Source organism: Herbiconiux daphne (genome assembly GCF_024979295.1).
GTDB classification, from domain to species: domain Bacteria; phylum Actinomycetota; class Actinomycetes; order Actinomycetales; family Microbacteriaceae; genus Herbiconiux; species Herbiconiux daphnes.
Genome location: NZ_JANLCJ010000006.1, coordinates 222,511 through 236,217 on the forward strand (window position 1 = coordinate 222,511; position 13,707 = coordinate 236,217).

Sequence of the window (13,707 nt, forward strand, 5' to 3'; positions counted from 1 at the left end):
CGGGTCGCGAATAGGCTGATGGCAGCGTCCGCATGCTCCCGGGGCGCTACGGCGGTGGGGCTCACCGTAACCAACCTCGGCCAGGCCGCATGCGGCGGCCGACAACAGTCCCTATCTCAAGAGTTCTGCGTGCCCACGGCGCGCCCGGAGATAGGAGCCCGATGAACAGCCCAGACCCGAACGCCGAACTACCCATGGACAGCGACGTCGAGGAGCTCGGCGCCGGCGAGGGGTCGTCGCCTGGGTCGTCGGCCGGTGCTCTGTCGCCCGGGGCGTTGTCGCCCGGGGTGGCGCCGCCTGCGCCGGCGGGGTCGCGGCCGGCGCACCTCCGGCCGGCCTACCTCGCGCTCGTCGCCCTGGGCGGTGCGATCGGCACGGGCCTCCGCGAGGCCATCTCGCTGGCCACGCCCGCGCTCGGCGGATTCCCGATCGCGATCTTCGGCATCAACGTGGTGGGCGCCTTCGTGCTCGGCGCGTTGCTCGAGGCGCTCGCCCTCCGCGGCCCCGACGAGGGTCGGCGTCGGCGCATCCGGTTGTTCGTGGGCACCGGGGTGCTCGGCGGTTTCACGACCTACAGTGCCCTCGCCACCGACACCGCCCTCCTGCTCGGCGACGGCAGCGCCGCACCCGCGGCGCTCTACGCCGGCCTCACCGTGGTGCTCGGCGCGATCGCGACCTGGGGTGGAATCGCCCTCGGCATGCGGTGGGGCCGGGAACGGCAGCGGGGGGTGGCCTCATGACCCCCCTCGTGTTCGTCGCGCTCGCCGCGGCCGGGGGCGTCGGGGCCGCGACCCGCTTCTTCGTCGACGGCGCGGTCAAGGCGCGCATCCGGTGGCCCTACCCAGTCGGCACCACGATCATCAACGTCTCGGGGTCACTGCTGCTCGGATTCGTCACGGGCGTGGCGCTCGGCCACCTGGTGGGGGTGGAGTGGCAGCTCGTGCTCGGCACCGGATTCCTCGGCGGATACACCACTTTCAGCACCGCGAGCTTCGAGACCGTTCGCCTGCTGCAGACCGGCCGCCCCTGGGCGGCGCTCGCCAACGGCGTCGGCATGCTCGTGGCATCCGTGGCAGCCGCGACCCTCGGCCTCTGGCTCGCCTCCCTGCTCTGACCGACCTCGAGGCGTGCTGCCGCGCTGCCCCGCTCACGTCTTGGCGTGCGGCCGCGCCGCACCTGCCCTGGGCAACGGCTTCGGGCGAACCTCCGCGCACTCACCCCGCCCTGCGGGCCGCCTAGCGCGACGTCCTCCCGTACGCGCACGCGTCAGCGCGACGCGCCCGCCCAGGGCGCGCCGTCGGGGCGGGGCAGTGGTCGCCCGCCGGCCCGGCGTCGGGCGTGCCGCCATGCTGACCCTGCCTCAGGCACCGGCCCCGGTCGAACCTCTGCCCACTCACCCCGCTATTCAGGCCGGTTCGTGCGACGTCCTCCCGTAGGCGCAGGCGTCAGCACGACGCGCCCGCCCCGGGGCGCTCCGTCGGAGGTGGGCGGCGGGCGCCCGCCCGGCCCGGCGTCGGGGCGTGCTGCCGCGCCGAGCCCGGCCCGGGCGACCGCTTCGGGCGAACCTCCGCGCACTCACCCCGCCATGCGGGCGGCCTGGCGCGACGTCCTCCCGTACACGGGCGTCGGCGCGACGCGCCCGCCCCGCCGTCGGGGCGTGCTGCCGAGCCGCCCCTGCCCAGGGCACTGGCTTCAGGCGAACCTCCGCGCACTCGCCGGGCTATTCGGGCCACCTGGCGCGACGTCCTCCCGTACGCGGAGCGTCAGCGCGACGCGCCCGACCCGCCGTCGGGGTGTGCTGCCGACCCGCCCCTGACCCGGGCGACCGCTTCGGGCGAACCTCCGCGCACTCGCCCAGCTATTCGGGGCGGGTGTCGCGACGTCCTCCCGAGGGCGCGGGCGTCAGCGCGACGCGACCGCGCCGGGGCGCGACGTCGGGGCGGGGCGGCGGTCGCCGCGCACGCCGAGCATGAGCAGCAGGCCCACGAGCAGCACGAGCACGATGCCGAGGATGCCCCAGTACTGCACGTTCGCGTCCGGCCCGCCGATGGCCGCGCCGATGCCGATGAAGAGGGTGAACATGGCCGGGGCCAGGAACGTGGCGGCCTTGCCCGTAGTGGCGTAGAGGCCGAAGATCTCGCCGTTGCGGCCCTCGGGGATGCGGCGCGCGAGGAACGACCGGCTCGCCGACTGCGCGGGGCCCACGAAGGCGCAGAGCGCGAGGCCGAAGGTCCAGAACACGGCCTGGCCTCCGTCGTGCAGCACGAACACCGCCAGCCCGCACACCACGAGCCCGATCAGCGCCGCCACGATGACGGGCTTGGCCCCGAACCGGTCGTCGAGCAGACCGACCAGGATGGTCGACACCCCGGCCACCACGTTCGCCGCGATCGCGAAGATGATGACCTGGCCCGACGAGAACCCGAACGAACCCGCCGCGAGCACACCGCCGAACGTGAACACACCGGTCAGCCCGTCGCGGAACACGGCGCTCGCCAGCAGGAAGTACGCGGTCTGCCGATCGCTCCTGAACAGCGACCGGATGTCGCGGAACAGCACCCGATACGACTCGACGATGCCGATGCGCACCGCCGCTCCCGACCGCTGATCGGGCGAGCGGTACTCCGGCACCGACAGCAGCACGGGCAGCGCGAACAGCCCGAACCAGATGGCCGACACCAGCACGGTCACCCGCACCGGCAGTCCGTCGCTCGCCGGCACGCCGAACAACGCGGTGCCGCCGATGGGCTCGATGAAGCCGAAATACACCACGAGCAGCAGCACGATGCCGCCCACGTAGCCCATGCCCCAGCCGAAGCCCGAGACCTTGCCGATGGTGGCCGGCGTCGACACCTGGGTGATCATGGCGTTGTAGTTCACCGTGGCGAACTCGTAGAAGATGGTGCCGGCCGCGAGCAGGAACAACCCGAGCCAGAGGTAGCCCGGGTCGGGCGCCACGAAGAACATCAGCGCCGAGATGAGCACCACGATGTAGGTGTTCACACCCAGCCAGAGCTTACGGCGCCCACGGCGGTCGGAACGCTGCCCGGTGATCGGCGCGAGCAGAGCCACCAGCACGCCCGCGATGGTCATGGCTATGCCGAGCTGGGCCGAGACGGCGGTCTCGCCGCCGAACGAATCGCTCGTGAGATAGACCGTGAACACGAAGGTCGTGATGACCGCGTTGAACGAGGCCGAACCCCAGTCCCACAGACCCCAGGCGAGCACGTGCCGGCGCAGCGGTGAGGGGGTCGAGGCGGTGGGCGTCGGGCCGTCGGTCATGCAGCCACAGTAACGGCAGCGGGTGAACAATCGGCGCCGCGCCGGGCCCGCATCCGCGCCGAATTACTCACGACGCTTCCTGCCCTCCGCTGCTTATGATGAGCAAAACTCACGCCCACATCCCGCACGAGAGAACGGAGACGCCATGCACGCCATCATCGAGACCACCGTCGGCTTCGACGCGCGCGGCCGAGAGGGCGCGACCGTGCTCTCCATCGGGTTCCGGATGCCGCTCGACGCGGCCGACGGCACCGCCGAGTTGCTCGCCACCCTCCACCGCAACGGGCGCGAGCTCGTGGCCACGACCGGGGCCGAGCACGGCGACATCCGGGTCGACCGTCGCGGCGCCGATCGCGACGGGCTCGGTCACTACCGGGCCAGGGTACTGGGCGTGCGGGCGCTGGCGCCGGGCGTCTACGGCCTGCGAGTTCGCCGGAACGGCGAGGTAGTGGCCCGGATTCCGTTCGAGATCGCTCACAGCGGAGCGCTGCGGGCCGCGGGAGACGCGATCATAGCCCGCTCATAGCCAACGCCCAGCGAGCCCTTGACTGGGGGAGTTGCAATGGATGGGTCGCACCGCGTCAGCCAGGCGCATCCGCGGCCCCTATTCCAAGGACTCACCATGATCGACTTCTCCGAGGCTCCCGCCGGGAGCCCCTCGCAACCAGCCCCCGCTGCCTCCTCCGCCTTCACCCGGCCCGGCTCCCGTCGGCGTCGCACCGGCCTCATCGCCGGCGTCGCCGGACTCGCCCTCGTCGCCGCCCTCGGAGCGAGCGGCACCGCCGCCTTCGCCACCACGCAGGCCGCCTCGGCCCTGGCCGGCACCGGCACCGGCGACTCGTCCGCCGTCACCGACGTCACCGGGGGCCTGCCCTCGACCGGCTACTCGTTCGGCTCGGGGTCGGGCGTCACGCCCTACGGCTACGGCTACGGCTCGGGTTCCGGCTCATCGTCGCCCTACGGCTATGGCTATGGCTCGGGCGGCTCGGGCTCCTCCGGCTCAGGCTCCTCCGGCTCAGCCTCGGGCTCCACCGCCACCGACGCCGTCCCGGCAACCGCCGCCCAGACCTCCGGGGTGGTCACCATCGACACCGTGCTCGCCTACCAGAACGCGGCCGCCGCCGGCACGGGCATCATCCTCACCTCCGACGGGCTGATCCTCACCAACAACCACGTCGTCGAGGGCTCGACCAGCATCCAGGTCACCGACGAGTCGACCGGCGAGGCCTACACCGCGACCGTGGTCGGAACCGACGCCACCCACGACGTCGCCCTCCTGCAGCTGCAGAACGCCGAGGGCCTCACCCCCGCCTCGATCGAGTCCGCCGACCCGGCCACCACCGGCGACGCGGTCACCGCCGTCGGCAACGCCGAGGGCACGGGCGACCTCGTGGCGGCATCCGGAACCGTCGTCGCCACCGACCAGCCCGTCACCACCCAGGCCGAGGGCAGCGTGGCCGGCGAGACCCTCACCGGCATGCTGCAGGTCGACGCCGACATCGTCTCGGGCGACTCGGGCGGCCCGCTGCTCGACGCCGACGGCGACGTGGTGGGCATCGACACCGCTGCGTCGTCGGGCTCGGCCCAGATCGTCGGGTTCGCCATCCCCATCGCCACGGCGCTCGACATCGCGGCGCAGATCGAGCAGGGGCAGGAGACCGACACCATCGAGATCGGCTACCCGGGCTTCCTCGGCATCCAGGTCGCGTCGAACGCCACCGTGGCCGGAGCGGGCGTCGCCGGCGTGATCGACGGCACACCCGCAGCGGATGCCGGCCTCGCCGCCGGTGACGTGATCACCGCCGTGAATGGCACGGCGGTGACCTCCGGCAGCCAGCTGTCGGCCGTGCTCGGCGCCATGGAACCGCGCGAGCAGGTGTCGCTCAGCTGGACCACCTCGGCCGGATCCGCCGCCTCGGCCACCGTCACCCTGGTCGACGGCCCCGCGGCCTGATCGGGTTCGGCTGTTCTCCTTCCGCGTGGAATAGAGGAGCGAAGCTGAGAGTTGAGCCATAGTGACTCAAGTTTTTCAGACAGGACTTGACGGCGATGCCGCCGGATGGAAAACTTGAAGTCACAAGGCTCAAGTCTTGACAAGCTTCGTACTACCAGAACATCCACAACAGAAGGAGAACAGCCGAATGGCTCGTGCAGTAGGTATCGACCTCGGAACCACCAACTCGGTGGTCGCCGTGCTCGAGGGCGGGGAGCCCGCCGTCATCGCGAACGCGGAAGGATTCCGCACCACGCCGTCAGTGGTCGCATTCACCAAAGACGGAGAGGTTCTCGTCGGAGAGACCGCCAAGCGTCAGGCCGTCACCAACGTCGACCGCACCATCTCCAGTGTCAAGCGCCACATCGGCACGAACTGGACCGCCGACATCGACGGCAAGAAGTACACCCCGCAGGAGATCTCGGCCCGCATCCTGGGCAAGCTCAAGCGCGACGCCGAGAGCTACCTGGGCGACGCGGTGACCGACGCGGTCATCACCGTTCCCGCCTACTTCAACGACTCCGAGCGTCAGGCCACGAAGGAGGCCGGCGAGATCGCGGGCCTCAACGTGCTGCGCATCATCAACGAGCCCACCGCTGCGGCTCTCGCCTACGGCCTCGACAAGGGCAAGGAAGACGAGCTCATCCTGGTCTTCGACCTCGGTGGAGGCACGTTCGACGTCTCGCTGCTCGAAGTGGGCAAAGACGACGACTTCTCCACCATCCAGGTGCGTGCCACCGCCGGTGACAACCGGCTCGGCGGCGACGACTGGGACCAGCGGGTCGTCGACTACCTGATCAAGAACTTCAAAGACACCACCGGTGTCGACGTGTCGAAGGACAAGATCGCCCTGCAGCGCCTCAAGGAGGCCGCCGAGCAGGCCAAGAAGGAGCTCTCGTCGGGCATGTCGGCCAGCATCACGCTGCCCTACCTGTCGCTGACCGAGAACGGCCCGGCCAACCTCGACGTCACCCTCACGCGCGCCAAGTTCGAAGAGCTCACGCAAGACCTGCTGGCTCGCACCGAGAAGCCCTTCAAAGACGTCATCGCCGAGGCGGGCGTGTCGGTCAACGACATCGCACACGTCGTGCTGGTGGGTGGATCGACCCGTATGCCGGCCGTCGTCGAGCTCGTGAAGAAGCTCACCGGTGGCAAGGAGCCCAACAAGGGCGTCAACCCCGATGAGGTCGTCGCCGTGGGCGCCGCCCTGCAGGCGGGCGTGCTGCGCGGCGAGCGCAAAGACGTGCTGCTCATTGACGTGACCCCCCTGTCGCTCGGCATCGAGACCAAGGGTGGCATCATGACCAAGCTCATCGAGCGCAACACGGCCATCCCCACCAAGCGCAGCGAGACCTTCACGACCGCCGACGACAACCAGCCGTCGGTCGCCATCCAGGTGTTCCAGGGCGAGCGTGAGTTCACCCGCGACAACAAGAACCTCGGAACGTTCGAGCTCACCGGCATCGCGCCGGCCCCCCGCGGCATCCCGCAGGTCGAGGTGACCTTCGACATCGACGCCAACGGCATCGTGCACGTGTCGGCGAAAGACAAGGGCACCGGCAAGGAGCAGTCGATGACCATCACCGGCGGCTCGTCGCTGCCGAAGGAAGACATCGACCGCATGGTGCGCGAGGCCGAGGAGCACGCGGCCGAAGACAAGAAGCGCCGTGAGGCCGCCGAGGTGCGCAACCAGGCCGAGACGCTCGCGTACTCGACCGATAAGCTCATCAAAGACAACGCCGACAAGCTGCCCGACGACGTGAAGTCCGACGTGCAGGCCGACGTCGACGCTCTGAAGTCCGCCCTCGCGGGTGAAGACGACGACGCCGTGAAGACCGCGTTCGACAAGCTCAACGAGAGCCAGCAGAAGCTCGGCCAGGCCATCTATGCTTCTGCTCAGGCAGATGCTGCGGCGCCCGGTGCGGGCGAGCAGGGTGAGCCCACCGAGTCGACGCAGCCCTCCGACGACGACGTCGTCGACGCCGAGGTCGTCGAAGACGAAGACGAGCCGAAGGACAAGTAATCCATGACTGACGACAACACCAACGGTCGTCAGCCTGATGACGAGTCGGGCGCCTCTTCCGAAGAGACGCCCGACTCGGCCTTCATCCAGGCTGAAGGACCTGATGTCGAGACCTCGCTGACCGACGCCGACCTGTCGTTCCTCTCGGGGCAGACGACGGCCGACGAGCTGGCGGCCGAGCGGCTCGCCGATCTGCAGCGGGTGACGGCGGAATACGCGAACTACCGCAAGCGCACCGAGGCCAACCGCGAAGTCGAGCGCGAGCGCGCCGTCGGCGACGTGGTCAAGGTTCTGCTGCCGGTGCTCGACGACCTCGACCGGGCCGCCAAGCACGGCGACCTCGAAGAGGGCGGCCCGTTCACGGCGATCGCGGCGAAGCTGCGGTCGGGCGTCGAGCGGGTGGGGCTCACGCCCTTCGGTGCGGCCGGCGATCTCTTCGACCCCCAGGTGCACGAGGCGATCTTCCAGCAGCCGAGTGCCGACGTCGAGACTCCGACGATCGCCGACGTGGTCGAATCCGGGTACTACCTTGGTTCCACGCTGCTACGCGCCGCCAAGGTCGTAGTGGCGGTGCCCAATGGCTAGCCAGGACTGGTTCGACAAAGACTTCTACAAAGTGCTCGGGGTGTCGAAAGACATCACGCAGGCCGACCTGAAGAAGGCTTATCGCAAGCTCGCGCGCCAGTTCCACCCCGACTCCAACCAGGGTGACGCGAAGGCCGAGGCCCGGTTCAAGGAGATCAGCGAGGCCTACTCGGTGCTCTCCGACGAGGAGCAGCGCAAAGAATACGACCAGATCCGCGCCATGGGCTCCGGCGCTCGCTTCACCGCGGGCGGCGGGGGTCAGGGCGGCGGCTTCGAAGACGTGTTCGGCGGCATGTTCGGTCAGGGCGGCGGGGGTGCTCGGGGGCAGAGCTACAGCTACCAGCAGGCTCCCGGCGGCTTCGACGACATCCTCGGCGGCATGTTCGGCGGGGGCGGCGGCTTCGGCTCGCAGCGCGCGGGGTTCGGCTTCGGCGGTCCCACGCGCGGTCGCGACGTCACCGCGCGCACCACGATCGACTTCATCACCGCGGTGAAGGGCGACACCATCAAGCTGCAGACAGCGGATGGCAAGCCGATCACGGTGAAGATCCCCGCCGGCGTGGCCGACCAGCAGAAGATCAAGCTGCGCGGCAAGGGCGAGCCCTCGCCCGACGGCGGCGAGCCCGGCGACATCGTGCTCACGGTGTCGGTGCGTAAGCATCCGGTGTTCGAACGCGACGGCCTCAACCTGCGCGTCAACGTGCCGGTCACCTTCGTCGAGGCCACCCTCGGGGCGACCATCGAGGTGCCCACGCTCGGTGGCCCTCCGGTGAAGCTCAAGGTCGCGGCCGGCACCCCGTCGGGGCGCGTGCTGCGCGTCAAGGGCCGGGGAGTCGAGTCGTCGAAGGGCAAGGGAGACCTGCTCGCCGTCGTTCAGGTGGCGGTGCCGTCGCACCTCACCGCCGAACAGCGCGAGGCGCTCGAGCACTTCCACCAGGTGGAGCCGCAGGAGAACCCGCGCACCGAACTGCTCGCCAAGGCGCGGGAGTAGCAGGAGAGGAACGCTGCTGATGGACGAGTCGTCGCCCCTGTTCGCGATCGCCGTCGCCGCAGAGCTCGCGGGCATGCATCCGCAGACCCTGCGCCAGTACGACCGGTTGGGGCTCGTGAGCCCCAACCGCACGTCGGGCAAGTCGAGGCGCTACTCGATGCGCGATGTCGTGCAATTGCGCGAGATCGCCCGCCTCTCGTCGGAGGGGGTGTCGCTCGAGGGCATCGCCCGCATCCTGCAGCTCGAGAACCAGGTCAACGCCCTCGAGTCGCGCGTGCGCGAGCTCGAGTCGACGCTCGCCGACGAGCTGCTCAACCGCCCGGGGCGCCGGGTTTTCGCCGCCGGGGTCGAGGGCGAGATCATCTCGCTCAAGCACGGCACCCGCACCCAGCGCCGCACCGAACTCGTGGTGTGGCGCCCGCTCGGCAAGGGCGACTGACCCGTCGCTCGCCCGGCGGTGGCCCCGCGTCCCGTACGGTTGAGGCGTGACCGAGTTCTCGTTCGACGCGCTGAGGCGTGCGCCCGACGTCGAAGCCGACAATCTGTTCGCGGTCGACGCCAGCGACCGGCTCATCCTCGACCAGGCGGATGCCGCGCTCGAAGAGACCGTGGGCGACCCGGGTCGGGTCGTGGTGATCGGCGACAACTACGGCGCCCTCACGCTCGGTGCCGCCGCGGTGCTCGAGCTGCACGGCATCCGGGTGCATCAAGACGCCCTGGCCGGCGAGCTCGCTCTCGCCGCCAACGCGCGCCGGGTGACCGACCTCGATCTGAGCGGCCGGTTCGTGAACCTGCCGCTCTCGAAGCAGCTGCTCGAGGATGCGACCGTGGTGCTGCTGCAGCTGCCCCGCAGCCTCGCGGCGCTCGACGACATCGCGCGTGCCATCGCTGCCTACGCCGACCCCTCGGTGACGGTCTATGCCGGCGGGCGCGTCAAGCACATGACGACCGCCATGAACGAGGTGCTCGCGGCATCCTTCGACTCGGTCACGGCGCGGCTCGCCCGCCAGAAGTCGCGGGTGCTCATCGCGAGCGGACCCCGTCCCGGGGTCGGTGTCGCGCTGCCCCGGCGGGAGTTCCACGACGACGTCGGACTGTGGATCTGCGCCTCGGGCGGCGCCTTCGCCGGCACGAAACTCGACATCGGCACCCGCTTTCTGCTCGGGCATCTCGACGAGATGAAACCGGATGCCGCCACCGCCATCGATCTCGGCTGCGGCACCGGTGCCCTGGCCGCAGCCCTCGCGCGCGCCCGGCCCGGCCTCGCCGTGATCGCGACCGATCAGTCATTGGCCGCGGTCGAGTCGGCCACGGCGACCATGGAGGCCAACGGCCTCGCCGATCGGGTCGACGTCGTGCGCGACGACGCCCTGAGCGGCTTCGACGACGGCAGTGCCGATCTCGTCGTGCTCAACCCGCCCTTCCACACCGGATCGACCGTGCACGCCGGCATCGCGCTCAAGCTGTTCGAGGCGGCCGGCCGCGTGCTGGCCCCGGGCGGCGAGCTCTGGACCGTGTTCAACTCGCACCTGTCGTATCGCGCCGCCCTGCAGCGTGCCGTCGGCGCCACCCGTCAGGTCGACCGCAACGCCAAGTTCACGGTGATGGTGTCGACGAAGCGTTGACACGCTCGGCGGCCGGCAGGGCGAGCATCGGGGCCGCCAGGCCCCGGCCCGTGAAGCGGCGGTGCAGCGTCCACTCGAACAGGGCCACGAGCACGACCGCGCCGACGAGTCCAGTGAGGCCGTAGACGGTGGGGATCGCCGGGTCGGCGCGCAGCCGGTCGATGAGGTCGACCTGCTCGCCGCTGATGCCGATCAGCACGAAGAAGACAGTGGCGTAGACGAACAGCCGCGCCTGCCAGAGCCGCCGCAGCCCGGCCACCGCGCAGAGGCTCAGCAGCCAGAGGCCGTACCAGGGGTGCAGCAGTGGCGAGAAGAGCGCGAGGGCGGCGAACACCCCGGCGAGCAGCCAGAGCGGGTCGGCCCGCCGCTTGACCGTCACGAGGAACGCCGCGATCGCACAGCCAATGGCGAGGAAGGCGAGCACGACGATCGAGCGCACCTGGTCGCCGTCGCCGCCGAGGCCGTCGGCGAGATCACGCGACCAGAGCGACAGGATGCGCGGGATCGAATACCACGAGCCGATCTCGATCGGGGTGCCGAGCCCGGCGATCCAGCCCACGCCGACTCCCAGGCCCACGCCGAGGGCCACGATGCTGCCGGCCGCGATGGCGGCCACGGCGGCCCAGCGCCGGATGAGCGCACCCCAGTTCGCGGTGGAGCCCGCCCAGATGATGCCGATGATCGGCAGCGCGATGAGTGCGATCGGCTTGATGCCGATGGCCGCCGTGACGAGCAGGGTGGCGAGCACCGGGCGCTGCCGCAGCGCCCAGTAGGCACCGGCGACGATGAGCCCGAGCATGAGGGCGTCGTTGTGCCCGGCGACCACGAAGTTCATCAGCACCAGCGGGCTCGCCGCAATCGCCCAGAGCACCGCCGCCTCGTTGAACCCGCGCAGCCGCGCTATGCGCCAGCCGTAGTAGGCGAGCATGGCCAGTCCGGCTACCGCGAGCAGCCGCATGCCGAACAGGCTCGCCTCGATCGGCAGCCAGGATGTCGCCACCACCACGATCCGGGCGAGCAGCACGAACAGCGGACCGTAAGGGGTGACCGTGGTCGACCATTTGATGTCGACGCCCGCCTCGAACCAGCCGGGCACGTCGGCCATCACGTCGGTGTAGGGGTCGAGACCCGCCACGAGCATCCGACCCTGGCCGAGGTAGGCGTAGATGTCGCGGCTGAACAGCGGCAGCGCGAACAGCAGGGGGGCCGACCACACGATGGCCGAGGTGGCGACCTGGCGCAGGGGAGCACGGGTGCTCGCGCGGCGGGCGGCTGCGGCATCCGGAGCCCGTGTGCCGGCGGCATCCGTTCGGCCGCGGGGCGACAAGCGGGGCGACAGGCTGGGCGACAGGCGGGGCGACGCACGGAGCGACAGGCCGAGCGAGAGCCACGCCGCGAGCAGCAGCAGCACTCCGGCCACGACGAGCAGGGTGCACACCCACGCGGCCGCGTGACTGTTGCGCAGCAGCGCGATGAACGGCTGCGTCTGCAGCGACGAGCCGGGCGCCAGCCAGCCGACCCCCAGTGATCCCGCGGTGATTGCGAGCGACCCGACCAGGCCGATGACCAGGCGCAGCGGCGGGGGGAGAGAGAGCACAGTATGTCTTATCACGACCCGGCTGGGCGGGGCGTGCGCCGCGGGCTAACCCGGCAGCGACGACGCGGCGAAGACGCGGGCCGGGAAGGTGCGGCGCAGGCGGTATTCGGTGGCGACGAGCACCGCGGTGACGCCCACGAGCGCCGCGCCGATCACGGCGACCGGGATCATCGTGTCGCCCTCGAGGCGTTGCTCGAGGTTGAGCGGCTCCGCGAGCCCGATCAGCATGAAGAAGGCGGTGGAGTAGAGCACCACCCGGATGCGCCAGAGCCGCTCGACGCCGGCCACCGCGAAGAAGGTGAGCAGCCAGAGGCCGTACCACGGGTGCAGCACGGGCGAGGCGAGCATCACTACCGCGAAGCATCCGGCGAGCAGCCACACCGGATCGGCCCGGCGCCGCGCGATGAGTAGCACGGCGGCGGCCGCCGCGCCCAGCCCGAGCAGCACGAGCTTGAACACGCTCTGGGTGACGTCGCCCGAGAGACCGACCCCGTTGGCGAGGCCGCCGATGCCGATGCCCAGGATGTTCGCGGGCGCGTACCACGACGAGATGGTGACGGGCGTGGCGAGCGCGCCGATCCAGCCGACACCGACCCCGATGCCCCAGCCGAGCACGGCGATGCCACCGAGCGCGATCGACGCGACCGCGAGCCAGCGGCGGACGACGACCCCCCAGCCGGCCTCGCGGCCCGCCCAGATCAGCCCGATGATCGGCAGGGCGATCAGCGCGATGGGTTTGACCCCGATCGCCAGGGCCACCAGCACGGTGCCGAGAACGGGGCGGTCTTTGAGGGCGTAGTAGACGCCGCCCACGATCAGCCCCAGCATCAGCGAGTCGTTGTGGCCCGCCACCACGAAGTTCATCAGCACGAGCGGGCTGGCGGCCACGACCCAGAGCACGCCGGCCTCGTTGAGCCCGCGCAGGCGGGCGATGCGCCACGCGTAGTAGGCGAGCATCGCCAGGCCCGCCACCGCCAGCGCGCGGAACGCGAACACCGCCACCTCGGCCGGCAGCGCATCCGTCGACATCACCACCACCCGCTCGAGCCACACGAACACCGGTCCGTAGGGGGTCTGCGTGTCGGCCCAGAGCGGATCGACGCCGAGGCCGAACCAGCCCGGCAGATCGGCCATCCCGGTCGTGTAGGGGTTGAGCCCGGCGGCCATCAGCCGGCCCTGGCCGACGTAGGCGAACATGTCGCGACTGAACATCGGCAGGGTGAACAGCAGCGGCGCCGCCCATGCGGCCGCCGAGAGCGCGACCTGGCGCACCTGCGCCGCCTTCTTGCGCGCGTCGGTCTTGGGGCCCGAGCGGCGCTCGAGCAGCGACATCCCGAGCGCGATCCACGCCACGAGCAGCATCACGGCGCCGGCCACCACGAGCAGGCCGCAGATCGTCACGGCTCCGCGGTAGTCGCGCAGCAGCACGAACAGGTGCCAGGTGCGAAGAACGGATGCCGGTCCGAGCCACCCTGCTCCGAGCGACCCGACCGCGATCGCCACGGAGCCGAGAACTCCGAGCAGCAGGCGCACTCGAGGGGGGATGACAGGCACGATCTTGTCTTACCACCCTCAGTTGAATGCGCGGCGAACGCTGGCACAAGATCCGCC

Annotated in this window: 13 protein-coding genes; 9 read left to right on the plus strand and 4 right to left on the minus strand. The window is 70.6% G+C overall.

Going from position 1 to position 13,707, the window contains the following annotated elements:
- Positions 1-161 precede the first annotated feature (161 nt).
- Positions 162-740, plus strand: a complete 579-nt coding sequence (locus tag N1032_RS17095; RefSeq protein WP_407933051.1) for a fluoride efflux transporter FluC — start codon at positions 162-164, stop codon at positions 738-740.
- Positions 737-1,114, plus strand: coding sequence for a fluoride efflux transporter CrcB (gene crcB, locus N1032_RS17100; protein WP_259540391.1), 378 nt, complete (start codon positions 737-739; stop codon positions 1,112-1,114). Before N1032_RS17095 ends, crcB begins: the two co-directional genes overlap by 4 nt.
- A 287-nt stretch (positions 1,115-1,401) precedes the next feature.
- Here the strand turns inward: crcB and N1032_RS17105 are convergent, their stop codons facing one another.
- The gene (locus N1032_RS17105) at positions 1,402-1,575 is read right to left on the minus strand and encodes a hypothetical protein (RefSeq protein WP_259540392.1); all 174 of its coding nucleotides are present in this window, start codon (positions 1,573-1,575) and stop codon (positions 1,402-1,404) included.
- A 327-nt stretch (positions 1,576-1,902) separates the two neighbouring features.
- On the minus strand, positions 1,903-3,282 hold the full coding sequence (locus tag N1032_RS17110) for an MFS transporter (protein ID WP_259540393.1): 1,380 nt from the start codon (positions 3,280-3,282) through the stop codon (positions 1,903-1,905).
- Between the two features lie 145 nt (positions 3,283-3,427).
- On the opposite strand from N1032_RS17110, the gene N1032_RS17115 reads away from it, so the two are divergent.
- The 7 genes from N1032_RS17115 to N1032_RS17150 all read left to right on the plus strand — a co-directional run bounded on the left by N1032_RS17115 (position 3,428) and on the right by N1032_RS17150 (position 10,499).
- Positions 3,428-3,808 carry a hypothetical protein gene (locus N1032_RS17115; RefSeq protein ID WP_259540394.1) on the plus strand — a complete coding sequence of 127 codons (381 nt, stop codon included), beginning with the start codon at positions 3,428-3,430 and terminating at the stop codon, positions 3,806-3,808.
- A 36-nt stretch (positions 3,809-3,844) separates the two neighbouring features.
- Entirely contained in the window at positions 3,845-5,236 is a 1,392-nt protein-coding gene (locus tag N1032_RS28310; RefSeq protein ID WP_310795960.1) for a S1C family serine protease, read from the plus strand.
- Positions 5,237-5,423: 187 nt separating this feature from the next.
- The gene (gene dnaK, locus N1032_RS17130; protein WP_259540395.1) at positions 5,424-7,298 is read left to right on the plus strand and encodes a molecular chaperone DnaK; all 1,875 of its coding nucleotides are present in this window, start codon (positions 5,424-5,426) and stop codon (positions 7,296-7,298) included.
- 3 nt (positions 7,299-7,301) lie between these two features.
- On the plus strand, positions 7,302-7,883 hold the full coding sequence (locus tag N1032_RS17135; RefSeq protein ID WP_259540396.1) for a nucleotide exchange factor GrpE: 582 nt from the start codon (positions 7,302-7,304) through the stop codon (positions 7,881-7,883).
- Positions 7,876-8,874 carry a DnaJ C-terminal domain-containing protein gene (locus tag N1032_RS17140; protein ID WP_259540397.1) on the plus strand — a complete coding sequence of 333 codons (999 nt, stop codon included), beginning with the start codon at positions 7,876-7,878 and terminating at the stop codon, positions 8,872-8,874. The genes N1032_RS17135 and N1032_RS17140 overlap by 8 nt, the downstream gene beginning before the upstream one ends.
- A gap of 19 nt (positions 8,875-8,893) precedes the next feature.
- A complete protein-coding gene (locus N1032_RS17145; protein WP_259540398.1) occupies positions 8,894-9,313 on the plus strand; it encodes a heat shock protein transcriptional repressor HspR in 420 nt (139 codons plus the stop codon).
- A 46-nt stretch (positions 9,314-9,359) separates the two neighbouring features.
- Entirely contained in the window at positions 9,360-10,499 is a 1,140-nt protein-coding gene (locus N1032_RS17150) for a class I SAM-dependent methyltransferase (RefSeq protein WP_259540399.1), read from the plus strand.
- Here N1032_RS17150 and mptB (N1032_RS17155) read toward each other — a convergent pair.
- Positions 10,471-12,096: a polyprenol phosphomannose-dependent alpha 1,6 mannosyltransferase MptB gene (mptB, locus tag N1032_RS17155; protein WP_259540400.1), complete on the minus strand. Its 1,626-nt coding sequence runs from the start codon at positions 12,094-12,096 to the stop codon at positions 10,471-10,473. The genes N1032_RS17150 and mptB (N1032_RS17155) overlap by 29 nt on opposite strands.
- A 45-nt stretch (positions 12,097-12,141) precedes the next feature.
- Complete coding sequence (gene mptB, locus N1032_RS17160; RefSeq protein ID WP_259540401.1) at positions 12,142-13,650, minus strand: polyprenol phosphomannose-dependent alpha 1,6 mannosyltransferase MptB; 1,509 nt, start codon at positions 13,648-13,650, stop codon at positions 12,142-12,144.
- Positions 13,651-13,707 lie beyond the last annotated feature (57 nt).

Coding starts and splice junctions, on each gene's coding strand:
- N1032_RS17095 (WP_407933051.1), top strand. CDS start 162: ATGAACAGCCCAGACCCGAACGCCGAACTACCCATGGACAGCGACGTC.
- crcB (WP_259540391.1), top strand. CDS start 737: ATGACCCCCCTCGTGTTCGTCGCGCTCGCCGCGGCCGGGGGCGTCGGG.
- N1032_RS17110 (WP_259540393.1), bottom strand. CDS start 3,282: ATGACCGACGGCCCGACGCCCACCGCCTCGACCCCCTCACCGCTGCGC.
- N1032_RS17115 (WP_259540394.1), top strand. CDS start 3,428: ATGCACGCCATCATCGAGACCACCGTCGGCTTCGACGCGCGCGGCCGA.
- N1032_RS28310 (WP_310795960.1), top strand. CDS start 3,845: ATGGATGGGTCGCACCGCGTCAGCCAGGCGCATCCGCGGCCCCTATTC.
- dnaK (WP_259540395.1), top strand. CDS start 5,424: ATGGCTCGTGCAGTAGGTATCGACCTCGGAACCACCAACTCGGTGGTC.
- N1032_RS17135 (WP_259540396.1), top strand. CDS start 7,302: ATGACTGACGACAACACCAACGGTCGTCAGCCTGATGACGAGTCGGGC.
- N1032_RS17140 (WP_259540397.1), top strand. CDS start 7,876: ATGGCTAGCCAGGACTGGTTCGACAAAGACTTCTACAAAGTGCTCGGG.
- N1032_RS17145 (WP_259540398.1), top strand. CDS start 8,894: ATGGACGAGTCGTCGCCCCTGTTCGCGATCGCCGTCGCCGCAGAGCTC.